22 protein-coding genes are annotated in these 25,831 nt (G+C 42.7%); 8 read left to right on the forward strand and 14 right to left on the reverse strand.

Going from position 1 to position 25,831, the window contains the following annotated elements:
- Nucleotides 1–388 precede the first annotated feature (388 nt).
- From ACM0OZ_RS32460 to ACM0OZ_RS32475, 4 genes are all read left to right on the forward strand, one after another.
- On the forward strand, nucleotides 389–595 hold the full coding sequence (locus ACM0OZ_RS32460) for a DUF751 family protein (RefSeq protein ID WP_414586951.1): 207 nt from the start codon (nucleotides 389–391) through the stop codon (nucleotides 593–595).
- An 87-nt stretch (nucleotides 596–682) separates the two neighbouring features.
- Nucleotides 683–1,108 carry a 30S ribosome-binding factor RbfA gene (gene rbfA, locus ACM0OZ_RS32465; RefSeq protein WP_414586952.1) on the forward strand — a complete coding sequence of 142 codons (426 nt, stop codon included), beginning with the start codon at nucleotides 683–685 and terminating at the stop codon, nucleotides 1,106–1,108.
- A 418-nt stretch (nucleotides 1,109–1,526) separates the two neighbouring features.
- Nucleotides 1,527–3,125, forward strand: coding sequence for a glycoside hydrolase family 3 protein (locus ACM0OZ_RS32470; protein WP_414586953.1), 1,599 nt, complete (start codon nucleotides 1,527–1,529; stop codon nucleotides 3,123–3,125).
- A gap of 308 nt (nucleotides 3,126–3,433) precedes the next feature.
- Nucleotides 3,434–3,670: a DUF4327 family protein gene (locus ACM0OZ_RS32475; protein ID WP_017319217.1), complete on the forward strand. Its 237-nt coding sequence runs from the start codon at nucleotides 3,434–3,436 to the stop codon at nucleotides 3,668–3,670.
- Nucleotides 3,671–4,109: 439 nt separating this feature from the next.
- On the opposite strand, the gene ACM0OZ_RS32480 is transcribed toward ACM0OZ_RS32475, so the two are convergent.
- The 3 genes from ACM0OZ_RS32480 to ACM0OZ_RS32490 all read right to left on the reverse strand — a co-directional run bounded on the left by ACM0OZ_RS32480 (nucleotide 4,110) and on the right by ACM0OZ_RS32490 (nucleotide 5,828).
- Entirely contained in the window at nucleotides 4,110–4,457 is a 348-nt protein-coding gene (locus ACM0OZ_RS32480) for a hypothetical protein (protein ID WP_414586954.1), read from the reverse strand.
- A 129-nt stretch (nucleotides 4,458–4,586) separates the two neighbouring features.
- Nucleotides 4,587–5,117 (reverse strand): sigma-70 family RNA polymerase sigma factor, encoded by a 531-nt coding sequence (locus tag ACM0OZ_RS32485; RefSeq protein ID WP_414586955.1) that lies wholly within the window; start codon nucleotides 5,115–5,117, stop codon nucleotides 4,587–4,589.
- A 102-nt stretch (nucleotides 5,118–5,219) separates the two neighbouring features.
- Nucleotides 5,220–5,828: an RNA polymerase sigma factor gene (locus ACM0OZ_RS32490; RefSeq protein WP_414586982.1), complete on the reverse strand. Its 609-nt coding sequence runs from the start codon at nucleotides 5,826–5,828 to the stop codon at nucleotides 5,220–5,222.
- Between the two features lie 282 nt (nucleotides 5,829–6,110).
- Here ACM0OZ_RS32490 and ACM0OZ_RS32495 point away from each other — a divergent pair, with 282 nt between their 5' ends.
- Complete coding sequence (locus tag ACM0OZ_RS32495) at nucleotides 6,111–6,998, forward strand: cation diffusion facilitator family transporter (protein ID WP_414586956.1); 888 nt, start codon at nucleotides 6,111–6,113, stop codon at nucleotides 6,996–6,998.
- Nucleotides 6,999–7,235: 237 nt separating this feature from the next.
- Here the strand turns inward: ACM0OZ_RS32495 and guaA are convergent, their stop codons facing one another.
- The 4 genes from guaA to ACM0OZ_RS32515 form a co-directional block, all read right to left on the reverse strand.
- Nucleotides 7,236–8,858: a glutamine-hydrolyzing GMP synthase gene (gene guaA / locus ACM0OZ_RS32500; RefSeq protein WP_414586957.1), complete on the reverse strand. Its 1,623-nt coding sequence runs from the start codon at nucleotides 8,856–8,858 to the stop codon at nucleotides 7,236–7,238.
- 381 nt (nucleotides 8,859–9,239) lie between these two features.
- Complete coding sequence (locus ACM0OZ_RS32505; protein ID WP_414586958.1) at nucleotides 9,240–9,539, reverse strand: hypothetical protein; 300 nt, start codon at nucleotides 9,537–9,539, stop codon at nucleotides 9,240–9,242.
- Nucleotides 9,540–9,629: 90 nt separating this feature from the next.
- Entirely contained in the window at nucleotides 9,630–10,226 is a 597-nt protein-coding gene (locus tag ACM0OZ_RS32510; RefSeq protein WP_414586959.1) for a DUF3177 family protein, read from the reverse strand.
- A 305-nt stretch (nucleotides 10,227–10,531) separates the two neighbouring features.
- On the reverse strand, nucleotides 10,532–10,753 hold the full coding sequence (locus ACM0OZ_RS32515) for a Calvin cycle protein CP12 (RefSeq protein WP_414586960.1): 222 nt from the start codon (nucleotides 10,751–10,753) through the stop codon (nucleotides 10,532–10,534).
- 394 nt (nucleotides 10,754–11,147) lie between these two features.
- Here ACM0OZ_RS32515 and ACM0OZ_RS32520 point away from each other — a divergent pair, with 394 nt between their 5' ends.
- Nucleotides 11,148–12,362: an FIST N-terminal domain-containing protein gene (locus ACM0OZ_RS32520; RefSeq protein WP_414586961.1), complete on the forward strand. Its 1,215-nt coding sequence runs from the start codon at nucleotides 11,148–11,150 to the stop codon at nucleotides 12,360–12,362.
- A 222-nt stretch (nucleotides 12,363–12,584) separates the two neighbouring features.
- On the opposite strand, the gene ACM0OZ_RS32525 is transcribed toward ACM0OZ_RS32520, so the two are convergent.
- On the reverse strand, nucleotides 12,585–13,685 hold the full coding sequence (locus ACM0OZ_RS32525) for a metallophosphoesterase family protein (RefSeq protein WP_414586962.1): 1,101 nt from the start codon (nucleotides 13,683–13,685) through the stop codon (nucleotides 12,585–12,587).
- Nucleotides 13,686–14,033: 348 nt separating this feature from the next.
- Complete coding sequence (locus ACM0OZ_RS32530) at nucleotides 14,034–15,077, reverse strand: hypothetical protein (protein WP_414586963.1); 1,044 nt, start codon at nucleotides 15,075–15,077, stop codon at nucleotides 14,034–14,036.
- A 135-nt stretch (nucleotides 15,078–15,212) separates the two neighbouring features.
- On the opposite strand from ACM0OZ_RS32530, the gene trmB reads away from it, so the two are divergent.
- A complete protein-coding gene (gene trmB, locus ACM0OZ_RS32535; RefSeq protein ID WP_414586965.1) occupies nucleotides 15,213–15,848 on the forward strand; it encodes a tRNA (guanosine(46)-N7)-methyltransferase TrmB in 636 nt (211 codons plus the stop codon).
- 19 nt (nucleotides 15,849–15,867) lie between these two features.
- On the opposite strand, the gene ACM0OZ_RS32540 is transcribed toward trmB, so the two are convergent.
- The 3 genes from ACM0OZ_RS32540 to ACM0OZ_RS32550 form a co-directional block, all read right to left on the reverse strand.
- Entirely contained in the window at nucleotides 15,868–17,037 is a 1,170-nt protein-coding gene (locus ACM0OZ_RS32540; RefSeq protein WP_414586966.1) for an ATP-binding protein, read from the reverse strand.
- A 128-nt stretch (nucleotides 17,038–17,165) separates the two neighbouring features.
- Nucleotides 17,166–17,612, reverse strand: a complete 447-nt coding sequence (locus ACM0OZ_RS32545) for a response regulator (protein ID WP_041040765.1) — start codon at nucleotides 17,610–17,612, stop codon at nucleotides 17,166–17,168.
- Nucleotides 17,557–19,863, reverse strand: coding sequence for an ATP-binding protein (locus tag ACM0OZ_RS32550; protein WP_414586967.1), 2,307 nt, complete (start codon nucleotides 19,861–19,863; stop codon nucleotides 17,557–17,559). Before ACM0OZ_RS32550 ends, ACM0OZ_RS32545 begins: the two co-directional genes overlap by 56 nt.
- 434 nt (nucleotides 19,864–20,297) lie before the next feature.
- On the opposite strand from ACM0OZ_RS32550, the gene ACM0OZ_RS32555 reads away from it, so the two are divergent.
- Entirely contained in the window at nucleotides 20,298–20,846 is a 549-nt protein-coding gene (locus ACM0OZ_RS32555; RefSeq protein WP_414586968.1) for a RidA family protein, read from the forward strand.
- 319 nt (nucleotides 20,847–21,165) lie between these two features.
- On the opposite strand, the gene ACM0OZ_RS32560 is transcribed toward ACM0OZ_RS32555, so the two are convergent.
- Complete coding sequence (locus ACM0OZ_RS32560; RefSeq protein WP_414586969.1) at nucleotides 21,166–22,794, reverse strand: dolichyl-phosphate-mannose--protein mannosyltransferase; 1,629 nt, start codon at nucleotides 22,792–22,794, stop codon at nucleotides 21,166–21,168.
- Between the two features lie 299 nt (nucleotides 22,795–23,093).
- Nucleotides 23,094–25,580 carry a phosphoenolpyruvate synthase gene (gene ppsA / locus ACM0OZ_RS32565; RefSeq protein WP_414586971.1) on the reverse strand — a complete coding sequence of 829 codons (2,487 nt, stop codon included), beginning with the start codon at nucleotides 25,578–25,580 and terminating at the stop codon, nucleotides 23,094–23,096.
- Nucleotides 25,581–25,831: the final 251 nt, after the last annotated feature.

The following is a 25,831-nucleotide window of genomic DNA, read 5'->3' on the forward strand; positions in this document are numbered from 1 at the left end:
GCTTTATTCCTAACACATAAATAAGTATTAATTAATTATGTATTAATATCACTCAAGATAGCTTGACTTGATGATTTTATAAATATAAAAAATAGCAATATTACGTACAAAATGTTCATGATCAAGTATTTTAGTACTTGAATCAATAGGGAACATACTGGTGAATTAATCTATTTTTACCTCCAGTCCATTTTAAAAAGGGACGTGGAATATTGTGTTTAGAAATTTTGCTTAAATTTAACTAAAACTTAATTAGTCATTCTTAGAATTGTGTTAGATATATTATATTTTAGATTAAGTTAGAAAATTTTCATGTATAGATTACAATTAAAATAAACAAAGCCATCATAATCAACGTATAATCTATAACAAGGTAGTCTAAATCTAGATGTTTGACGGATTTTGGGAGAACGTTCTTCGCTACTTCCGCTACTTCATTACAACCCTCTTAGGCGTGTTGTTAAATGCTTTTGCGCCTTTGGCACCGCTTTTCAAACGCCCAGTCACCTCAATCGCTGTCTTGGGCTTCTTTGCAGGTGCTCTGGTCTTCATAACTCTCACCCTGCGTGCAATGCTTGGCTTGAGTACAATTTAGACTATGACTGTAGTGGGAGGTAGACTCCTGTGACAAAGTCGTATTTATGTAGTGTGTAGTGAACCCTCTGTGAGGAGGCAAATTTTTATGGCTACAGATCGCCGCGTTTCCCGCGTTGCTGAATTAATTAAACGGGAAGTTAGCCAACTGTTACTTAATGGTATAAAGGATGACCGTGTAGGGACAGGAATGGTAAGTGTTACTGACGTTGATGTGTCTGGAGATTTGCAACATGCAAAAATCTACGTCAGCATCTATGGCACAGAGGAAGCCAAGGCAGAAACAATGGCAGGTTTAAAGTCGGCGACTCCTTACGTCCGCAGTGAACTCGGTGCGCGGGTGCGTTTGCGTCGTACGCCAGAGGTGGTATTTATTGAAGACCGTTCTATAGAACGCGGTAGCAAGGTGCTAACGCTGTTAAGTCAACTCGAGCAAAAACGTCAGCCAGAAAAGCCGGTACAAGAAACTGAGCATAGCTTCAATCAAGATGAAGAATTGTCTGCAAAAGATTAAGTAACGTAAACAACAATTAATTAACGTACGCCAGCCAAGCATTTTACAGACGCGACCATGTTGCGTCTGTTTAAATATGCCTAATACATGGCTTAGGGATAGGGCTGTTAAAATATACTCTTTATATTTACTCGTCCTTTGGTGTCTACTCCAAAATGCTAAGTAGTGTATCCATTGATTTTGATGATTTCGTAGTGAGCGCTTGAGCGCTCTCAAAATTCAGGACTAAAGTCCTCACGATAACCTACGCGTACCCATAACATTTAATGAAATGAAACACGCTTATGCTGCCCTTGAGCGCTCTCAAACTTGAGGACTAAACTCACTACAGAATTCATGACATGAAACACGCTTATGCTGTACGTAATGCTTGTTGTGCGGGGTTTTCCTTTTTTAAACTTGGAATTTTGAATTGCTTATGCTGCCCGATATAGATAAACTCTCCCTAGCCGAACAAGTAGCCCAAATGGTGGTTGTTCGTGCCTCTGGTTTTTTATTTGACCACCAAATTCAATATCCTGTTTGGGAACCACCAGCAGCAACACTCCAGCATTGGGTGCAAGATTTGGGTGTTGGTGGAGTGATTTTACTGGGGGCTAGTGCTGGGGAATTAGCTATCAGAACACAACAATTGCAAAATTGGGCAAAGATTCCTTTACTGATTGCCGCTGATATCGAAGAAGGCGTCGGACAGCGTTTTGCAGGGGCAACTTGGTTTCCGCCACCAATGGCATTGAGTGCTATTTTCCGCAAAGACCAAAAGTTGGCTTTGGATTATGCCGAAAAAATGGGAGCGATTACTGCACAAGAAGCCTTAGCCATTGGAATTAACTGGGTACTAGCTCCCGTGGTGGATGTGAACAATAATCCTGATAACCCTGTTATTAATGTTCGCGCTTTTGGCGAAACGCCTGATGAGGTGAGTCATTTGGCTTGTGCCTTTATTCGTGGTGCAAAAACTCATCCTGTGCTAACAACGGCAAAGCATTTTCCTGGACACGGGGACACAGCTGTTGATTCTCATTTGGATTTGCCGCTCATCCCACACTCTACAGACAGACTGACAGAAGTGGAATTGCCACCTTTTGCTGCTGCACTTGCCTCGGGTGTGGATACAGTCATGACTGCTCATCTGCTGATCCCTTGTTGGGATGCAGAACTACCAGCAACCTTGTCACATAAGCTCTTAACAGAGCAGTTGCGCCAAAAACTAGGATTTTCAGGCTTGATCACTACAGATGCCTTGGTGATGGGTGCTATTGCCAACCGCTATGGGGCTTCGGTTGCTCCTGTAATGGCAGTGGAAGCGGGTGCGGATATTTTGCTGATGCCTGTTGATCCCCAAGAGGCGATTAACGCTGTATGTACGGCTGTTGAAAGTGGTCGGATTTCGCGATCGCGTATTCGAGAGTCTGTTGAGCGTATTTGGCAAGCAAAAACCAAATTCCATCAGCCAGTGGGTCTCACAGCCTTTATCGAGTCCACAGCACAAAATGACGCTCTCAACACCACTGTTGAGATTTTGCAACATAGTCAAATCATTCATGGCTCTGCGTTATCATTAGATAATCTTATAAACACAATCAAACTTAATAATAAGTCTGCACAAACTCTACGTAACCTGATTGTCGTTGATGACTTATTTCTCTGTGATTTTTTGAACAAATTGGCACCAGCAATGGCACTACCCGCCGAAATGGGATATGAAACTCAAATCATTGATTGCCATACTCAAGCGATTCGCAACTTAGAGGAAAGCCATCCTACTTTGCTACAAGTGTTTATCCGAGGGAATCCTTTTCGCTCAAGTGCAGAAGTGACCAAGGCAGCAGAAGATTTATTTAAGAAATTATTAACGACGGATGACTTACAAGCGTTTGTATTGTACGGTAGCCCTTATGTTTGGCAGCAGTTTATACCCTTGCTTAAGGCGGATATTCCCGGCATATTTTCCTATGGACAAATGCCAGCGGCACAAGACTGCGCTTTACGTACCTTGTTTGGTAAAAACTCCTGACTTATGCAAAACAGTGCCTAAAATGGCGAGTGCTTATCAGAGACTAGTAGCAAATAAGTCTCTCAACCATATAAGCAAAAATAATCAACTACCACTATTTGTTTGTATGCAATACAATATAAGCAAATGTCAGGATTTGTTGATTTTCTTCATATTTCTTCACATAATTTGAGGATATGTAGCGTCAAAATGAAAATAGTTCCGTATATAAAACTACAAAACATCAACGACTGTTTGTATTTCTAGCAATGTTCGTTCCTGCTAAATTTTGGGAACACTACTTACGTGTTAAATTGTGAGCAAAAACCATGAGTGTGAATACGGTGCCTTCTATCAGTTACTACTCTCTAGACGTGATACAAGATGAAGCACGGCGACTGGTGCAAAAAGGCTTGGTGAGCAGACAGCAGCCAATCTATACCTTGTGCCAATATATCCCGGCTAGAGAGTGGGTATGTATTGAATGCGAACTGGAAAAGTGTGATTTCTTGCTGCGCGATCGCATTGCCGATCTGATTGGTCGCGAAGAGTGGGAAAACGACTAATTATTTCATCTGTTGCGTGGTTTTCGATTTTGGAGTGGGAATCTATGTTGGATGAATGGATTAGACAAAAAGAGATTTAACGCTCAAAGTGCGATCGCTTTCTCAAGGATAATCTCTGCTTTTTAAGAGCCTTTCCCAGCCCGGAATCTCAAATATCCCATTTCTAAATCGATCCAAAAGTGTTTTGTGGAAATTTTCGTTTGTTTGTTACATCCGCTTTCCAGCCATTTATGCGGTTAATGTTAGAAGTAGGGAATAAGGGGGGCTGGTTTCTCCCTGAACCTGGGAAGCCACGTTTGAAGGATATTTCTAGGTTTCTCTAGATTTTATTAAGCGGTGTGAATACCATACTTAGGCGTATCGATTCCGGAGCAGTTCAATTTTAGAAACTGCTCCGGTAATTTTTATGTTTTACAATGTTTTACTGTCTACCGGTAAATTACCCTACTTGCTCCAGATACTGGTTAATATCTTCAATAACGCGGGTCAGTTCAGCTTCTGTCGTCAAACGAATAGTAGCATCGCGGACGGTTAGCAGCACTTTAGCAGCAAAGGGAGTGGGCCAAATATTGGGATTACAAAAAATTTCTAAAAACACCTCTCCCGTGTAACGATATTCCATTGGACGCTGGGGACTCGGTTTACCGCCACCAGAGGTTTTAGCGGCGACAGCTTTGAGGCTTTGCATCAATTCATCGAGTGCTGCTTTGAATTCCCGTGCTGCTTCGGGTGAAAAACTAAAAGAGACAGAACCTTCAACCAGGTTCAATGTCAAATGATTGGACATGAGCTATTTATCAAAACATCTTGCTACATATACCATTCTCCTTGGAATGCGCCACCTCCGTGCTACGGAGGTGGAAACGGTCTGTAGCATCATTTCTTCACGGACAGCATGGCAATGGAGCCAAAAATTCTATTCGCCTGGATGCATCAATGACTCAACTTCTTCGTGTGTCAACGGAGGAATTTCTCTGCTAATAATTTGATTACATATATCGACACACTGATTGCAAATGTAAATACGGTTATCTCCCAATAGTGGACCTGCAATCAGAAGATTAACCTGTTCACTGCTTTTGCGACAAAATGAACAGCAAAGTTCCGGCTTGGTTTGGGCAGAAGTGTTAGTGGTCATTGTCTTAGACTCCTGAAATGAAATAGATTGAATTTGAGCTTGAAGAGGTAGCAATCGTTCTCTGAGTTGATGGCGAGCTTTGTGCAAACGCCCCTTGACTGCACTGACTGAAATATTTAAGCGAACTGCTACTTCTTGTAGACTGAGTTGTTCGTGATAGAACAGCAAAGTTGCTTGACGATTCCTGTGAGACAGAGTATCGACTGCTTCTAGTAATGCAGTGTGGAGTTCTTTTTGTTCCGCCACTTGCTGAGGATCGGGTGAGCTCTTATCAATCGGTAACGGCTCAGCAGCCAAATCTCCCACCATTGTTTCAAGGGTTAGAAACTGTAACTAAATTGTTGGACAAAGTTAGACACTGATAGACATTTTTGTCTCACAAAGTTTGCTAAAATTATAACAACGCGAAAATCAAGCGAAAAACCTAAGGCTTGAGACCCTGTACAAAACTTTTAAGAGTAGTCCTACCTGTAGCAAGGCGGTTGAAAAACCCAGATACCTTAATAGGACTGAAAATAACGGAGTAAAGTAGCGAAGTTTCTCATGTTTCAATGTCAAAAATAATTTACAGATAGGATAAGTTCTATCCGAATTTAAGCCTGTGGACTGGTGAGTCCAGTCCTGAAGGCGGGTTTCCCGCCGTAGGGAACTGGCGAACCCGTAAGGGTGTCGTCCGAACGTACCAGGATGAAGCAGGAAGCAATCCGGGCAGTGTCTAACAAAGTTTAACTTTGTAAGCGCGTTGTCCAAGTGTTGTGGAACGGAAAACAGGATCACCTTACGACGACGCAAATTGTTGCGGCAAATATTGAGCACAATGGCATATAGCCAACTCTTAAAGCGCTTTGGATCATGAAGTTTCTCCAATGAAAGATAAGCTTGCAGCATGGCATCTTGCACAAGCTCTTGAGCCAAATCCTCATTGCCGATCATTCGCTTAGCAATGCGTTGCGCCATTGGCTGATAACGCAACACAAGCCGACCAAATGCAGCTTTATTTCCCTGTCGTGCTAAAAAAATTAATTCCGGTCACTTTGCTCTGACACACCTTCCTCGCTGAACGACTCTACTTAATAGTGGCAAAGTCAAGAGAAAAGGTTACTTGTAGCAACAAGCGGGGGCTAAATGGTGAAAAGTTAGATGCACGGAGTTGTCAAATGATATGACAAAGACTTTGCGCTTTCAGGGGCTAGAAACTGTCAATTCAGAATCCATAACCTAATTTGGATAAGGATTTGAAATATTTTTTTGATGTTTAAAGTTTTACATTAGAAGTCATAGAACTGAATAAAAAAATACTTTATGACTTCAGATAACCGCGCCGCAGTGCGAAAGGTTTTAATTATTACCCTACTACTTAACATCTTTGTCATGGTATTAAAAGCTGTAGTAGGCAATTTAACAGGTTCTCTCAGCTTGCTAGCTGATGCTTTGCACAGTGTGACAGATAGCGCCAATAATATTCTAGGATTGATTGCTAGTCGCTTTTCTTCCCCAAAACCAGATCGTGACCATCCCTACGGACACCTCAAATTTGAAGCGGTGGGTGCGTTGGGAATTTCTGCTTTTTTAGGTATAGCTTGCTTTGAAATTCTTCAAGGAGCCGTTGAACGAATTATTAATGGCGGTAAAGAAGTCAAAATATCACCACCACAAGTGTGGATATTACTGATTGTCTTAGGCGTGAATATTTTCGTGGCGTTTTATGAACGTGCGGTAGGACAGCGAGTCAAAAGCCCAATTTTGATTGCTGACGCCAAGCACACGATGAGTGATATCTGGGTGACAATTTCTGTAATTGGTGGTTTGATTGGCGTGTGGCTGGGGGTTCAGTGGCTGGATTTGGTTTTGGCTTTTCCAGTGGCTTTGTTGGTATTTTGGAGTGGCTGGACAGTTTTAAAAGAAAATTTACCTTGGCTGGTTGACGAGATGGCGATCGCCCCAGAAGTCATTCATGATATAGCCCTTTCTGTTCCTGGTGTCGTTAACTGCCATGATATTGCCTCTCGCGGTGTTCTTGGTCGCCAAGTCTTCATCGAAATGCATTTAATAGTGGATGCACCTGACGTAGAAAGAGCACACCGCATCACTGAGGAAGTCGAAAGGCGATTAGAAGAACGCTTCAACCCAGTCAGGATTTTGATTCATGTCGAACCACCGACATACCAATCCAACCAAATTACCTTTTAGCCGTGATTAACGTGAGTTCGATGTATCCTGATTTGACCTCTCTCCAAACCTCTCCCCTTGTAGGGGAGAGGCTTAAAACTCTGATTTTTAGGTTACTCCTCCCTCTCCTTGTAGGAGAGGGAGGCGCTTGTGGGAGAGGTCCTGAGAACTCACGTGTGATTAGAATGATTTTCTAATCTGTAGAGACGCGTTATTTGACGCGTCTCTACAAAGGTTATGAAACTTAAAATGCTATCATCACTCCCATTCAATGGTTCCAGGCGGCTTAGAGGTGATATCAAATACCACTCGGTTAACGCCTTTCACCTCATTCACAATCCGATTGGAAATAGCTTCCAGCACATCGTAAGGCACACGCGCCCAATCAGCAGTCATACCATCTTCACTGGTCACAATTCGTAAAACGATGGGGTAAGCATAAGTACGTTTGTCGCCCATAACACCAACACTACGTATTGGTAGTAACACGGCAAATGCTTGCCAGTATTCATGGTACAAACCGCGTTGGTTAATTTCTTGACGCACGATCAAATCAGCGTCGCGTAAAACTTCTAACCGTTCCGCAGTAATTTCACCGATAATGCGAATCGCTAAACCTGGTCCAGGGAAAGGATGGCGTTGGACAATTTCTTCTGGTAAGCCAATGGAACGCCCTACTTTACGGACTTCATCCTTAAACAGTTTCCGCAACGGTTCCACCAGTTTGAATCGCAGGTCTTTTGGCAATCCACCAACGTTGTGATGGCTTTTGATTTTCACTGCGACCCGTTCCCCAGTCTGCGGGTCAACATTGGTATCAGCGGATTCAATAACGTCTGGATAAAGTGTACCTTGAGCTAGATAATCAAACGGTCCAAGGCGTTTAGAAGTTTCCTCAAAACTACTGATGAACTCGTGTCCAATGATACGACGCTTTTCTTCTGGATCAGTGATGCCAGAGAGTGCAGAAATGAACCGTTCCCTAGCGTTGACATACTCTACCGGGATGTGAAACTGTTCTTGGAACAGTTTGAGCAATCGCTCTGGCTCATACTTTCGCATAAAGCCTTGGTCGATAAATACACAAGTCAACTGATCACCAATTGCTTTATGCAGCAAGAATGCCAAGGTTGAAGAATCCACTCCTCCAGAAAGCGCCAACAGCACCCGTTTATCGCCGACTCTCGCGCGAATTTCTCGAATGGCTTGTTCAACAAAAGCAGCAGTCGTCCAGGTCGGTTCACAGTCGCAGATATGGTATACAAAATTACGGATTAAAGCCAGACCACCAATAGAATGCACGACTTCTGGATGGAACTGGACACCGTAGAGTTTTTTGTTGTGATCAGCAATAGCTGCACAGGGAGTATTTTCTGTATGTGCGAGCAATTCAAACCCTTCTGGCATTTGAGTGACTGAGTCTCCATGACTCATCCACATCGTCGTGCCATCTTCAACGTTGGTGAGCAAGTCTGTGGGATCATCTATATATAGTGACGCTTTGCCATACTCACCTCTGTCAGCCTTTGCAACTTCCCCGCCCAGGTGTTGCACCATCAGCTGCATACCGTAACATACGCCTAGAATCGGAATTCCCAAATTCCAGATTTCTGGATCACAGTGGGGAGCGCCACTGTCATAAACTGAATTGGGACCTCCAGAAAAGATAATCCCCTTGGGATTGAGTTGACGTAATTGTTCAGCTGTGGTGCGATAGGAAAGGACTTCAGAATATACCTGAGTTTCACGAATTCGGCGGGCAATCAGTTCTGAATATTGAGAACCGAAATCGAGAATTACAATCATTTGACGATTGAGCTGCCCCAAATATTCCTCTTTTTGAGGCGCTTGTTCTGTTGGTAGAGTCACCGCAGTATTCATGACAGGGAAGGTGTGAGTGTAATGAAAAATCGTCGCTTATCAGGTTCGTAACAATACCATTGCTATGCGCCTTTAGCTGTGATGGTAATATAAACCGTCACTAAACGCGACCTTAAACGCGTCTGCCTAGCTGATCGTATGTGTAAATGGTATTAAGAAGAAAAACTTACCTTATATTGGTAACAAATTATAGCTTGATTCTCAGTTTTTAAGATTATTCATATTAAATTAACATAATTTTGCCATTAACATACAAAGCGGTCTTGCTTTTTACAATCATTTGGCAGTGGCGAGTAAATAGGACACAGCCAATGGCAAGTATGCTTTGTTGCTCTACTCATATGATTTTTTATAGGTTCACATAAGCAAGAATGATCTTTTTCACACTCCTAGTTCTGCCAATAAGACTTGCATATCGTCCCAAGAAAGTCCTTGTTGGATATAACGGGGTGTTTCAGGATTGTAAGGACTTGCTACGCGGTCAATTTTGATAATTTTTGCCTGAGGGGGCAACACAGGCACATCGGGATCAAATGCGGTTGGGCGCGTTAAAGAACTGGAAAAGCCTTTAAAGATGGCAATTTCGTCTTGCTCATCTGCAATTTCCACACTTACAATCAAAACTTCTTGGGGGCATTTGGCGGTATATTGTTCCAAGCGCTTGCTAATAGAACTGTTCATTTGAAAACTGCTGAGTACTGAATGCCTAGGAGCCAAGGCTGGCTCCTGATTGCTCGTTGTTTTGAACTGTTGTTGCTAATGGCTTTTTGGCTAGTGCGGTGTCGCTGAACGTCCTTGCTTACCTAGTTTAACGAGGACGAAGTAAGTTAAGTAAAGTACATAAATGATTAAACCAACGATACCCAGAAAGCCGAGAAATGCGGGTTTGCTGTTGGCATGGAAATAATCTTTAAAAAGTAACGGTGCTTCCGACCAAACGGCACAATAGGGAGTGGCGATCGCACTTCCGGAAAAAGCACAAACCAAAAAAGGTATAAAGGCAAGCGCGCCCAAAATACAATACACGCTTGTCGCCCAACGCCACGAGGTGAAAAGCAACTTTAGAGGACTATTTGGCTGATAATCAATTTCATCGTTCAAATCTACCCAGAACCATAGCGAAATGGGTATCAGGATACGAGCCATCAGTCCAGAGATAAAACTAACTCCAAAGCCTCCTATCGTCAAATAAAGGGTGATTGCCAGCAAACTCGATACTCGCCAGTAAATCATCAGCAACCGTTGTATCGTTTCGGCTTTTTGTACAAATGCCCAAACTACGAGAATTATGGGAATAATCACCGTAAATAATATTGCTAATCGATAGTCCATCCAAACAAGGGGACGAAACCAGACTTCATTATTCATATTTTTTTTTGATGATAAATTAAAAACTTTAGTGAATCGTCAATACGTATATGACTATTGCATTGATTTTAAGACTATCTTCTCATCTCCCTATTTCATATAATTCTGGAGAAAGAAACAGTTCTTGATATGGACGCAGGTTCACAAGAAAATCTCACTCGCTACCTGGATTCCTGTCTTTCAGACAAGATGGAAAAGGTTGGAGTGAGATTTTAGACAAAAACGTCGGCAAAGCGCAAGCTACTCAGTCAATAGATTCTGGTTGCTTGCAAAAGGGCGAGCAATAAAATTGGTCGAGCCAATTTCTAGTCTTCGTAAACCCTGCACTCATCTGCTTCTGGGTTGGCATCACAATACTGCTCAAGAGAGTTCTTCTTCTTAGATTGGTTTCGGTGGGAGGCTTCGGCTTGCAGTTCTTCTACTGCATCCCAAGCCGCCGCACATTCAGCGGAGTTGCTACCTGAGGTATCACACGTAGCACGAGCTTGTTCTCTTTCTTCTTCGATTTTGTCTTGAATGTTGCTCATTTCGCTAGTCTTGTTGTGTTTTCAATACAAGTATAGAAAAAATTCCAAAATGATAGTTTTTTGCACCATCATTCCCCATTTTACTGTTGTTTCCTTAAAATCAGTCTCTCCAGTAGGTAAGAATACTCTTTATAACTAATACAGTAAATCGTACTAAGAGTACTCTATTTATCTTTATCTTTTAAGATTTTAGAGAATCTAGCGTGAAAGATAAATTATACAATATTTGTAAATGCAAGTAGCAGGAGATGAAACGCGTATTTTCCTCACATGGACAGTTGACGAAAGTGGAGATACAAAGGGATTGCATCAATTAGTGTAGGATGCAAATAGTATTCCACAGGATAAAAATTAGAAAACGATAAGCGTAATATTGAGAAAGAGTGTAAAACTCATGGCAGACCAAATGCAGTGGGCAAACGCCTTGTCAACCCGTCCTTCTTTAGAAGCGGCTGTTGCAGATGTAGTACAACAGGCTGTCTCGTCGTTAACAGCACCTGCTGATTTAGGGCTGGTATTCATTTCGTCTGCGTTTACAAGTGAGTATTCCCGGCTATTGCCGCTGCTTGCTGAACGACTTTCAGTACCTGTGCTGATTGGCTGTAGTGGTGGCGGTGTCATTGGTACAACTGGATGGGGACAAACCCAAGAGTTGGAAGCAGAACCTGCCCTGAGTTTGACTTTGGCGCATCTGCCACAAGTAAATATTAAAGCCTTTCATGTTACCCCTGAAGAAATACCCGACTTGGACAGTGCGCCGGATCATTGGATTGATTTGATAGGTGTGCCACCATCGCCGACACCTCAGTTCATTTTACTGTCCGGGGCATTCTCCTCTGGAATTAACGATTTATTACAAGGAATAGATTTTGCTTATCCCGGTTCGGTCACAATCGGAGGACAGGCAAGCGGCGGCGGGATGGGAGGTCGTATCGCTCTATTTCACAATGACCAAGTGTATAGAGAGGGAACGCTTGGCATAGCATTGAGTGGCAATATTGTCTTAGAAACCATTGTGGCACAAGGATGCCGACCGATTGGGAAGCCATGCCAAGTCACAAAAGGCGATCGCAACATCATTCTGGAGTTGGATGAACAAGTACCGCTGATTGTCTTGCGAGATTTGATTTCGCATCTGGGCGAAGAAGACAGGATATTGGCACAACACTCTTTATTTGTCGGGTTGGCAATGGATGAATTCAAGCAAGATTTGCTCCAGGGAGACTTTTTAATTCGTAGCATCCTTGGGGTAGATCCTTCAGCTGGCGCAATTGCCATTGCAGATTACGTTCGACCAGGACAGCGTTTGCAATTCCACTTGCGCGATGCTCAAGCTTCTGCTGAAGACTTGGAATTCCTTCTGGAGAGTTATCAAAAACAACAAGCCCCAAAACCGTCTGCTGTTGGTGCGCTCATGTTTTCTTGTGTCGGGCGCGGTGAAGGACTCTACGGAAAACCCAATTTTGATTCTCAGCTCTTTAGGCGCTACCTCAAAGATATCCCCTTAGCAGGTTTCTTCTGTGGCGGTGAAATCGGTCCTGTGGGTGGGAGTACTTTGCTACACAATTACACTTCCGTATTTGGAATTTGCCGTGCGGTAGGGAAGTGAGGGAGATGAGGGGGATGAGGGAGATGAGGGGGATGAGGGAGAAAATTTTCCCGTGTGTATATATCAGCAAATTTTGTGCTGGTTTTATTTTAGGGTAGTCCAAAAAATAATTTGTTCAACTCGTCTATTCAAGACGACTTCTCCTAAGTCTACCTTGTCCTCGTTGTCTAAGAGCTATTGAATGTTTTTTTATTTGGAAGTTCGTTATCTCCGTTATCTTTTCTAAAGCAACAACGTAGTATTGTTGTCAATCAGGGATGGAGTTCCGCTAGGAGCGATCGCGCCATACTTCTCAAAGTAGCGACGCACTTCTGGTGGAAAGTGAGGATAATCAAACACAGCATCTCCATCAGCCATATTTGCCCAAAACTCGCGTAGACTCGGAGCCAGTTCATTTGCTTGCGACATTGGCAGGTTTAACGGAGGTAGAGTGAGCAACTTGACTAAGAAGGAAAAACTGCGATCGCCCATCCACTTTCTTGATGTATGTTGCAAGTTGGGAAAGTCAGGTACTGATTTGACGCGATAAGATAAAATTTGCAACCATTGCCTTGCGTGATTATCCTCATGAAACTCCAAAATTCGGTAAGGATGAGGATAACTTACCAAAGAACCTGTCGTGATATCGTATACGCCCTCACAATACGCAACATCTTGAATATGCAAGTGTCCCGTGAACACCAACCTAACGCCGTAGCGCTGTAGCACCTGCAACAGTTCTGATGCATTTTGTAACATATAACGATTTGCTATTGGGTGGCGTGACTGATTTGGGAGGTGTTCCACAACATTGTGATGCACCATAACTAACACCAATTCATCACCAGCTGCTGCTAAGACCTCTTCTAACCACCGTAGTTGTTGGGTATCTAAACGTCCTATCTGCTGTCCTTGGTCATTAAAAGAGTTAGAATTCAGACCGATGAGCCTAACACCCGGCAGTAACTGACAAGTGTAGTAAAGTTGGTCGGTATTGCTGTAGCCGAACTTACGGTAGTAATGGGGAAAATCGCAGACAGCAATTGATTGCTCATTTGCCATCACAACAGGAACATCATGATTACCAGGAACAACATAGGCAGGAAAAGGAAGCTGTGCTAAACGTTCTTGCAACCAAGTATGGTTATCTGGTTCGCCGTGCTGAGTTAAGTCTCCTGGTAGCAAAAGAAAATCTATATTAAGTTGTGTTAAATGTTTTAGTACACTTTCAAATGCAGGAATACTGACTTCCACCAAATGAAAACGGCTGGGATGATCCCAGATTGTATGGGGAAGCGCAAGATGCAAGTCGCTGACTACAGCAAAGCGAAAATTTGAAGTCATTGAGGTAATAACAATTTTAAAAAGCAGGGTGTAAAAAAACTCTTTTTATAAAGAGTATAACCCTGAGCCATCACACTACGTACCAGCGAACCCGCTTAACATTTATACACAAAATTGGTGAGTGGGTAGTGGGTTAATACTTCTCGGATAAAACAGACCTAACCCCCTAGCCCCCTTCCCTACAAGGGAAAGGGGGAAACTACCGCCCCTCCCCGCAGGCGGGGAGGGGTTGGGGGTGGGGTGAAATCAACATGGAATAAAGGTTTCAACGTGATTGTTGACACGTATGAGGATTGCCGTGCCCCTACAAACGCCTGTACTGCACTCAATTGAAAACTGCTATAACTGCTAATCTGAAACCTGATGAAATTTGAAGCGTGATAATAGCTGACGCCAGCGATTTTTCACATTTTTCAGTTTCAATATTAAGTAGCGGGACATCAAAAAGACTTTTTGGTGCAAACTAGATGCCTGACACCAGTGATAGTATGCAGGAGTCGCTACATCTGTTAAGAAGTGACACCACCGCGTCGTCAAGCTGGCAGTATCTGTTTCTTTGGCGCGGATTCTGCCATTTTCAATCATCGCCTGACGCATTTGAGGATCGTCACGCAAGCGTTTAAGTGCGGCGATCGCCTCATCCATCGATCTGACTTCTATGTAGTCTAGTTCGCTTTTACGCTCATGTTGATAAGCAGATTCACAGCCAAGAATAGCAGGAACACCTGTATACCAAGCATTATACAACTTGGATGCAGGTTTATTAGTATATTTATTATTGTCAAAACTACGTACAGCGACAACCACATCAACATCACTGTAGTCGTCCCAGCGTTGAAATTCCACCACCTTCCAAATTAAACCCAAGGCATTAAGCTGCTCTATCCAAGCATCTGTTTGCAGTTCAGGTGCCAAAGTTCCGATCACACCAAAAAACCCAACGTTCTCAAATTTATCACCACGCATAGAATCGCGAGGAATGAGCATAGCTTGACGCCAATGGGGCATATAGTAGCTTTGCCAAACAGTTCCCCACTGGCTTGTCATTTCATCTTGAGTATTTTGTATAACATGAAGCTGTGCGTAAGGATGCGAATCTCTATCTGCTTGCAAACAAATAATCAGTAATTTTGGTGTGGGTTGTAAATTGTCTGGGAGAAAGTCTCGATGCGCCAAGACAATGCCCTCTGTAGGCATTGTTCCTACCAGTTGACATGGAAATTCTTGATGTTTGAGGTGAAGATAGGTTTGCAGAGTCCAATTATACCGCCCTTGACCGTAACGAAGAGACTGTTGCCACTTCCAGTAAGCATCAGGGCTTTCTAGTATATGCTCAGGAGGCCATTGTTTTTGTGGAATGTAAAAATAAATAGGTGGTAATTTGTCTGTCATCGTAGCTGAGAAACTATTCCCCTAGAGAGTATAGCCTTTACTTTATGACTCTATCTAATTGGCTACTCAGTAGGCATATATTTTCTCTGAATGATTTTTGACAAAATTTTTAATTTATGATAAGGAGATTTGATTTTGGCAGTTGTCCGAGTCCGTCAGCACGTTAATCCACTTTCGCAAAAGTATCAAACACCCCTCAGTCCGATTGAATGGGAAAAAATCTACGCCAAGCCAAACCAGCCGCTACACCTAGATATTGGCTGCGCTAGGGGAAGGTTTTTGTTGAGTATGGCAAAAATAGAACCGAACTGGAATTTTCTAGGTTTGGAAATTCGCGAACCGTTAGTGATAGAAGCGAACAAGTGGCGCGATGAGTTAGGACTGACAAATCTCCATTATTTGTTTTGCAATGTAAATAACTCGTTGCGATCGCTTTTATCTTCTCTACCCAAAGGTAGTTTACAACGCGTCACAATTCAATTTCCCGACCCCTGGTTTAAAAACCGTCACGCGAAACGGCGAATTGTCCAACCAGAATTAGTTGTAGAACTGGCAGAATTTCTCATACCTGGGGGTATTGTATTTTTGCAATCGGATATTGAGTTTGTGGCGGTGGAAATGCGCGATCGCTTTGCTCTTCATCCTGCTTTCCAAAGACGTGGTGCAGGAGAATGGTTAGCAGAAAACCCGTTACCAGTCCCTACAGAACGGGAGATAGGGACAATGAACAAAGGTGAACCTGTTTATCGTGCGGTGTTTGAGAAATTATAAATTCTGAAAATTTTATCATTCATAATTCATAATTTTTCTTAGGAAGCGTAACAGCAAATGTCGTACCCACTCCCACTTCACTATGAACTGAAATCTCACCGTTCAGTGTCTCTACACACTTTTTAACAATTGCCAGCCCTAAGCCAGTACCAGGAATTTTGCCCACATTTGAAGCACGATGGAAAGGCTGAAACAGTCGCTGTTGGTCTTCTTTAGGAATACCAATTCCCTCGTCTTGTATCTGGAAAACGACTGTTTTTTGCTGCTCAATGAGTTGAAACCGCACTGTACCACCTAATGGTGAGTATTTAATTGCATTGCTGAGCAAATTGTTCAAAATATGACGTAACAAGCTTTCATCCCACAACGTCTCACCCAATTCGCCAACACTAGTAAAAATCAGAGTTAAGCACTTTGACTGCGTACTTAGTTGAGCTTCTTCAACAAGTTGGCGACAAAAATTTTCTAAATCCAGCGGATGAAATTCACAATAAAGTTTACCGGAATCGGCTCTACCTATAAATGAAACTTCATCTAATAGCTGAGCCATATTTTTAATTGCTGAACGAATAAGCTGGAAATGTGAAACTTTTTTTTCTTTAGGCAATTTGTCGCCACTGTTTTGTAGCAATCCAGCAATGAGTTGGATTGTATTTAGAGGACTGCGAATGTCGTGAGAGATCATTGAGACAAATTCCGATTTAAACTGGCTGATTTCTTGGACTTTGACCAGTTCAGCTGTTCGTTCTTGAACCCGAATTTCTAACTTTTCATTGACTGCGCGTAATGTTTCTAAAACTTGTTTGCGCTCAATTGCATACCTTAAGGAGCGAATGAGTAAATCTGAATTGACCTGTCGCTTAACAAGATAATCTTGCGCTCCCCGCCGCACTGCTTCTAAGGCAAGTGCATCATCATTAGTATTAGTAAGTACGACAATTGGCAAGCTCGGCGCTTGAGTTATCAAAGGCGCGAGGGATGCTAATCCTTGGCTATCTGGTAGCGTGAGATCAAGCAAGATAACATCATAAGTTCCCTTACATAGTTCTTGGAGGGCTTCCCTCAATCGCTTCACATGAACCAAACTAAATTCATGGGACTTGGCTTGCTTCAGAAACTCTTGTAACAATCTAGCTTCTGCCAGATTGTCCTCAATTAACAGGATTTTTACTGAGTCGCTTGCAGCCATAGTCTTGTGTTTTCACCCCCCATTCCTCTATGCATGAAAGTGCTGAGCCTTGAGAGAGGAGATGAGGAAGATGAGCCGATGATTTCTCTTCTCCCTCTAGTCTCTTACTTCCCCTACTTCCCCTGCTATTATTCCGATGGCAAAGTGGCAGTTTCCAGCCAAAACTCTTCAATCCCTTTGACTATTTTGAATAGCTGGCTAAGGTTACGAGATTTGGTAATGTAGCAATTCACATGCAAGTCGTAGCTGTGGAAAATGTCATCCTCGTTATGTGATGTTGTCAGCACGACTACGGGAATGCGTTTGAGATTGGGATCAGCTTTTATTTCCGCCAGGACTTCTCTACCATCCTTCTTGGGTAAGTTTAAATCCAGCAGGATGAGGTCGGGGCGCGGTGCTTCAGCATACTCCCCTTCCTGGCGCAAATAAGCCATAGCATCCATGCCATCTCTAACCGTAACGACTTGATGTGGCACCGAGCTATTTTTCAATGCTTCTTGGATGAGACGAATATCGGCTTTATTGTCTTCTACCAAAAAGATTGTTTTGTACTTTTCGTCCGTTTCTGCGCTCACGATCGCGTCCTCCAACTGGAAACGTAAAGTAGAAAGTTGCGCCCTCACCTACTTGTGACTCTACCCAAATCCGCCCCCGGTGGCACTCCACAATTTTCTTGCAGATTGCCAAACCCATACCTGTACCCGCGTACTCATCCCGCGTGTGCAGGCGCTGAAAGATCACGAAAATGCGATCGCTAAACTGCGGATCAAAGCCAATACCGTTGTCTTTTACTGAAAATAGCCACTCATCTTCAGTCCGAATCGCTCCCACATGAATTTCTGGTGCTTTGTCACTGCGGAACTTGATGGCGTTACCAATCAGGTTTTGGAACAACTGCATCAGCTGAGTGCTATCAGCCATTACAGTTGGTAACTCATCATAAGTAATCACAGCCCCAGTTTCAGAAATGCGTTTGCGTAAATTAGTTAGCGCGCGTTCTAAAGCTGTTTCTACCTCAGTCAGTTGAAACTCAATTGCCTGCATATCCACTTTAGAGTACGCCAGCACGTCGTCAATCAGCGTCTGCATCAAACTGACTCCCTCGACGGCGTAGGTAATAAACTCATTCGCATCTTCGTCAAGTTGATTTTGATAGCGCATCTCCAACAACTGCACGTAGTTAGCCACTTGATTAAGTGGTTCTTGCAAGTCGTGTGAAGCTACATAAGCAAACTTTTTCAGTTCCGCGTTGGAACGTTCCAAGTCGTGTGCAAGCTGTGCTAATTCATCTGCCTGACGCAGCACAATATTAACAATTGCTTTGCGCAGTTCCAGTGCTGCTTTTACTTCCACTGGTTTCCACGGTAAAGAGGTGAGACGAACTGTTTCTTTCCACAGTTCAAATGATTTACGAGGACGCAAGCGTAAATTCCCCTCTGACTGACTTAACTCAAACGCCTTGTTGGGATCACCTCCCCAATTAACAGTTTGAATCACCTCTGGGCGAAACCACAAAACATAATTTCGCTTGGAAATGGGAATAGCGAGCATTCCACTGGCAACATTTTTGAACCTTTCAGCATCTGGATATACGCGCGGCAGAGAATCTGTATAGAAGATTTCATCCTTGACGTTATTCTTTAGCCATTGAACTAAAAAAATTAAGTCTTCTTCTTTAGGAGTCTCGCCAATCAAGGTGTAGTTACCACCAAAACATACAGCTGCACCTTGAGCGCCAGTTAAATCGAGGAGATTTGGTTGATGTTTAACTAACCCATCAATAAAGTTTTCTTCTTGAGACATATATTCAACCAATGCTGATTGGATATATGTCAATTGCATACGATAGTCGTAATCTTCAGTTTCCTCTCTCGCAGAGATTTCTGAAAATATCACTCGACCCAAAAATTCGCAGGCTTTTCGTAATTCGTAGGAAACATACTTTGGTGTCTGATGGTGACAAGCAATGAGTCCCCAAAGTTTTCCTTCTTTAATCAAAGAAATAGTCAAAGAAGCACCCACACCCATATTGTGCAAGTACTCTATATGACAAGGAAACACACTTCTAAGAATGGAGTTGGTCAAATCAACCGGACGTTGAGTTTCCGGATGATTATTTGGAACAATCTCCACAGGACTGGAATGAGTATCCGGTATTAATCTAATCCAATTGGAAATAAATAATTTTCTTGCTGGTTTGGGTATATCCGACTCTGGGTAGTGCAGACCCAAGTAAGGTTCTTGACTTTCTAGTTTTTCTTCAGCAATCACTGAGCCATGCCCATCATCATCAAACTTATAGAGCATCACCCTGTCAAATCCTGTGACTTTCCTCACTTCTTGAACAATGATTTGACAATAATCCCGGAGATTTGCGGTTGCTTCTACTTGGTTGATAGAGGCTCGAGCGAGATGATAAAAGCTTAAAAATGGAATATTTTCCTGAGAAATTGCAGGTTCTAATTCCAGAATCAAAAATCCTTCTGGATTGCGGTGGAAAACTCCATCAAAAACTACGTAATCATCACCCTTTTTTCTCACCCAAAGTTTCGTTGGATTGATAAAATCGAGATTTTCCTCTAATAGTCCTGCTTTGATTCTCTCTATTTGAAAAGAGTCCAGTAAATCTTCTAGTTTTTTTTCCAACAGATTTTGGGGAGATATGCCGAAAACAGAAGATACATTGCTGGTAACTTGTAATATCGTTAATTCAGGTTCTTTCAGGATTAAAAGTACCCCATGAGGCTGAATTTGACTATGAATATGAATTTGTGGTTCTTTCAAGTTAGTCAAATTTATGCCTTGCAATTGTAATTCGCTCACCATTACAGTTCTCCTGCTTTTCCAGGATGATTCAAAATTAAGTATTAATATGGTGTAACACCTTATCTAGGTTTACACACTAGCTTTATGTCGTTTCTTAACACTTTAGAAATTTACTTCATAGATAATCGTCAGAATAACGCTAAAGCGTTGATTTTATGCCTGAATTTACAAACTTCAAAACTTTTTAGACGTTTCCGATAATTTGCTTGCATTCTACAGTAGTGTAACAGCCAAAAAACTGGAGTTTACGATAATAAATGTTAAAACTATGTGATTATCTACATTGTATATGTGTAGCTCTGTTAAGTGGGAGATAAGTTAACAATACCTTCGCTAAAAATGAACAGGGCTTTTGTAGTAGAGTTGTTGCTACCACAACGACAAGGGCATCAGAGCCTTGCATCTCAACATTGTGCATCAAGCGAGAGAATTTTATGAATCGACATATTACCAAAGCCATACAGCCACTGGTGAATAAACTATCGCGACGTCACGCACTCTTTTGGCTTGGAGGTAGCGGGATGACCACTGCTTTTGTGGTTGGCTCAGAGAATGAGGTTATTGCAAAACAAAACAAAGGGCTGGAATATGTTAATCCACCAGGGTTATATAACGCAGCTCCACTTGGCTTCAGCCAAATAGTGGTAGCACCACCAAGGTCAAGAACAGTTTATATTTCCGGTCAAAATGGTGTCGATGAGAACAGCAATCTTGTCTCCGATGACTTTGCTGGTCAGTTGAAGCAGTCTTTTGTAAATCTCCGCATTGCCTTAGATTCAGTCGGCGCACGTCCAGAGCATGTGGCAAAGGTTACCGAACTTATAGTCAATCAAACTGAAGAACAAATACCGCTGTTGATATCTGAGCTCAAGGCGCTGTTCGGGGAGAAACTGCCAGCAAATACGCTCATTCCCGTGCCCAGACTTGCATTAAACGGTTTTTTGTTTGAAATTGATGCATTTGTTGAGATTCCACTGAGTTAACTTTTCCGCCTTGACGCTCCAATACGGTTCTGTTAAGGATTTTTGGTGGGATTCGCGTTCTTTGTAGAGACGCTTCAAACAGCGCGTCTCTACATTGTGGTTCTGATAAAAGTTCTGGTCTTATCACCAAGCGTATTGCTTGACTTTTGACTTTTGACTTTTGACTTTTGACTTCCCCGAAGGGGCTGACGTTCCCACGCCCTGAAAGATACTGCTGGTCATTCAGCGGTGTGTCACCAAAATTTAAGGGTGAAAGCCCTTGCCTTTGAAGCATCGGCTTTGCACTCAACCAGAGAACCCTGACTTTAGAGTCAAAATTCTAAATCCAAGAATTGAACCACATCCGCATCGGTCTATATTCAAAAGGTGAAAGGGGTAAACCTAAATAAATAGGCATCCAAAAAACAAAAGCTATCACAATCATAAAGGTAATGGTCACACCAAGGGCGCGGAGTTCAATGCGATAACTGCGTAAACACTGATCCACAAGCCAAGCAATTGCTAAAAAGGCAAACACCACAGCCGTCATGTAGTGGTAGATAAAAACGCAACGGTTGACTTTCACCCAAGGTAGTAAATTAGCTGCATAGTTTATCACCAAATACAAGGCAATCCAAGTATCAACACAAAGCATCGTAGGAAGAAAAAAGCGCCTTTGCCTCACCCAAGGAATGACGAATTGCCATACCAGCATTCCTAGTAAAAATAAAAGCGCTGCAAGGCCAAACCACCACAAAAAGGGATTGCCCATTGCATGGACATCATAAATGATTTTGCCGGTACCGGAAGGCAAAGGAGGTCCCATCACAGGTAGCGCTTCATGAGTACTTTGCGCTGTTTGATAAAAATACGCCATTGGTCGAGTCATCAAGGGCCATTTATACCAAGCAGCACAGTAAGGATGCACTTTGGGACTATTGCCACCAAGACGTTCATGAAATAGCAAAATTTCCCTGTGTACTTCTATAAATCCATACCTTGTATCTAATAGTAGGTGTGGAATCCAAATCAAACTGTAAGCGATGAAAGGGATAATACTTAAATAAATAATAATATGAAGAATATTAAGTTGAGTTAACTTTTGCAATGGCGTTAGATTGACTTGCCCGCTCTTACTCGTAGTACTGAAGCCTACCTTATAAGGAAAAATTTTATATGTTCTCTTTCCAGACAATCCAGAGGTAAACAGAGTTAAGGAAGATAAGGAAAAACTTTTTTTACTGCCTTTTTTTCCATCCTTATTAAGGGAAAGATGAGAAAGAAATTTCTGTTGAAGTTGAGGCTGATTTTCTTGACCAATCAAGCTAAAAGACTGCAACCAACGAATTCCCCAAGCTAATATCCAGATGAGATAAACACCTAACAGAAAGCATAAACCATTCCACTTAGTAGCGGCTGAGGCACCAAAAGCTATGCCAGAAAGTATTAACCAGAAGTTGCGTTGTTGTCTTTGTTTTGCTAATGCTAATAATAAAAACCACTGTCCTAGTAGCCCAAAAATGATAATATATTGGTTGATCAGGGCATAGCGAGATTCTACGAGAAATATGCCGTCACAAGCTGTGAACAAACCAGTAAGCAAAGCAAAACTGCGACGGTAACTTATTTGATAGGCAATAGCGGCGACGATTATAGGGATAAATGAACCAGAAAAGGCATTCATCCAACGGTAACTGATGGGTGACATGACTGAACCTGTAAACCCATTCACCTCATCTTGCCAAAAGGGAATGTGGCTACTTATCCAAATCCCCAGCCCAATCATGTATTTACCTAGTGGTGGATGACCATCAAAAAATGGTGTATGGGTGAGATAGTTATTACCAAATTTAGCGTAGTAAACTTCATCAAAGACAAAGGTATTAAATCGCCCTAGTCCCCAAAATCGCAAGGCGAGTGATAGTAACAACACACCCGCCATGCCAATCCGAAACCATTTTTTATTCATTGGTCGCTAGTCGCTAGTCAATAGTCAATAGTCCTCTTACAAACGTGTTCCAATATTTGGAACCACAGATGCACACAGATTAACACAGATAAATCATCTGTGTGCATCTGGAGGACACTGCTGTGGGGGGGTTCCCCCCGTTGAGGAGCCAGCGCTGCAGGAGGGTCTCCCTCCGCAGGCGACTGGCGTGCAAGTGTCCGTTGTCCATCTGTGGTTTTATCTTGATCACATTGACTTTTCAAAGAGATACCATGCACTAGGTAAACACAAAGCCTTTAGGCAGGGGTGTTGACCTGTAATTAACTTAAGATGTGCTGTTCGACTTTTGCCACTTCCAGCATAGTCTTTAAAACAGAATCCGGATTCAAACTGATAGAATCAATTCCCTGTTCAACTAAGAACTGGGCAAATTCTGGGTAATCGCTGGGTGCTTGCCCACAAATACCGATTTTACGATTGTACTTTTTCGCGGCATCTATTGCTAACTTCACCATCCGCTTGACACCTTCACTGCGTTCATCAAACAACCGCGCTACCAAAGCCGAATCTCTATCTATACCAAGTGTCAGCTGAGTCAGGTCATTGGAACCAATCGAGAACCCATCAAAAACTTGGGCAAACTCCTCAGCCATGATGACATTGTTGGGCAATTCGCACATTACATAAACCTGGAAGTCATTCACACCCTGCTTTAAGCCATTTTTTGCCATTTCTGCCAACACCAGACGCCCCTCATCAGGAGTGCGACAGAAGGGAATCATGGCGATGACATTTGTCAATCCCATTTCGTCTCTGACTCTCTTAAGGGCTTTGCACTCTAAAGCAAAAGCTGCTTTGTAACCTTCATCGTAGTAACGCGCCGCCCCTCGCCAGCCTAGCATTGGATTTTCTTCTTCGGGTTCAAACTGTCTGCCACCCAACAAGTTAGCGTACTCATTACTCTTGAAATCGGACATCCGCACAATAACTGGTTTGGGATAAAACGCAGCAGCAATCCTACCAATGCCTTGAGCTAATTTATCAACAAAATACTGGGGTTTGTCGTCGTAAAGTGCGGTAATTTGATCAATCTTAGCTTTAACGAATTCATTATCTAGTTGGTCATAGTGAATCAACGCCATTGGATGGACTTGGATGTGGTTGGCGATGATAAATTCAGTTCGTGCTAAACCTACCCCATCATTGGGAATAGCAGACAAACTCAGTGCTTCTTGGGGATTGCCCACATTCATTAAGATTTGCGTACGAGTGCGGGGTAAGTTTTCTAGCGGAACTTCTTTAACTTCAAAAGGCAGTAACCCGGCGTAAACCCGTCCTTCTTCACCTTCAGCGCAAGAGATTGTTATTTCTTGACCATTTTTCAAAACTTCTGTGGCATTTCCGCATCCAACAATTGCAGGTACACCTAATTCTCGTGCAATAATTGCCGCATGACAGGTGCGTCCACCTTGGTTGGTGATCACCGCGCTTGCTCTTTTCATGATCGGTTCCCAGTCGGGGTCGGTTCTATCCGTGACCAAGATTTCCCCTGCTTGGAACTGATCAATTTTATGGACATCTGTAATCAGGTGCGCCTTACCTTGGCTAATGGCTTCCCCAATAGCACGTCCCGTAAGTAGAGGTTGGGGGGATGAGGAGGATGAGGGGGATGAGGGGGATTTTGCTCCTTCATCTCTCTTGAGGAGGCGGTAAGTCCGCAATACATTCTCGGTCTTTTGAGACTGCACTGTTTCCGGACGCGCTTGCACGACAAACAATTCATTTGTAATGCCGTCTTTTGCCCATTCGATGTCCATTGGGGTATAGGTTCCGTGGACTTGGGAATAATGCTCTTCAATCAAACACGCCCAACGCGCTAGTTGCAAAATCTCGTCATCGCTTAGGGCGAATTTGCCTCTTTCACTCTCAGGAACTATTACGTTTTTCGTGAATTTGGAGCCGTCGTCATAGACCATTTTCAATTCTTTGCTACCCAATCTTTTATCAATGATTGGGCGGAAACCTTCTTTAAGAGTTGGTTTAAAAACGTAGTATTCGTCTGGGTTGACGGAACCCTGGACAACGTTTTCTCCTAAACCGTATGCTGCACTAATCAGTGCAGCATCCTTAAAGCCTGTTTCTGTTTCAATGGAGAACATGACTCCAGAGGTTGCTAAGTCGGAGCGCACCATTTTTTGCACGCCAACAGCGAGGGCAATGCTAAAGTGGTCAAATCCCTTAGTGTGGCGGTAGGAAATAGCACGGTCTGTAAATAGGGAAGCAAAGCATTTATGACAGGCGGCTAAAACACTTTCTATACCAGTAACGTTGAGGTAAGTTTCTTGCTGTCCGGCAAAGCTGGCATCAGGGAGGTCTTCAGCGGTAGCACTGGAGCGCACTGCTACGTCTGTATCTGAATTGTATCGCTCACATAAAGTTTGGTATGCTTGAACAATTGCCTCTCTTAATTCTTTGGGAAATGGTGTGTGCATCAGGAGCGATCGCGCCTTTTTCCCTCGTTCTCGTAAATTTTTGACATCTTCTACATCTAAGTCAGAAAAGAGATCGCGCAGCTTTTGTTCTAATCCAGCAGATTGAATGAAATAACGATAAGCATAAGCCGTGGTAGCAAATCCAATCGGAACATTAATCCCTTTGGGCACGAGTTGTTGAATCATCTCGCCTAAAGATGCATTTTTGCCACCAACTAAGGGTATGTCGGTAATGCCAACCTCATTAAACCAAAGGATAAGCGATCGCTCTTTGGAGGATGATTCTGATAAAGTATTTGTTGCTACCGTAACCATCTGTATTTGCCTCCCTATTTGATGCCCTGGTTGTGTAAATATTGCTTGCCCTATGTAAGGTATATCACATCCAATCGAAAACGTTTTTATAGTATCTTTAGATTTTGGATAATAAATTTTAGGTTTTGGGCTGACAAATCATCCAAAATTTGGATTGGCTAGTTGTCATAGTCTGTTTCCCACTCCAAAATAGCGAAAACATAGACTTGGCTTGGTCAAATCCACGCTTGCAATTGGTATACACCTACTTG

Source organism: Scytonema sp. PCC 10023 (genome assembly GCF_963920835.1).
Lineage (GTDB): Bacteria > Cyanobacteriota > Cyanobacteriia > Cyanobacteriales > Nostocaceae > Kalymmatonema.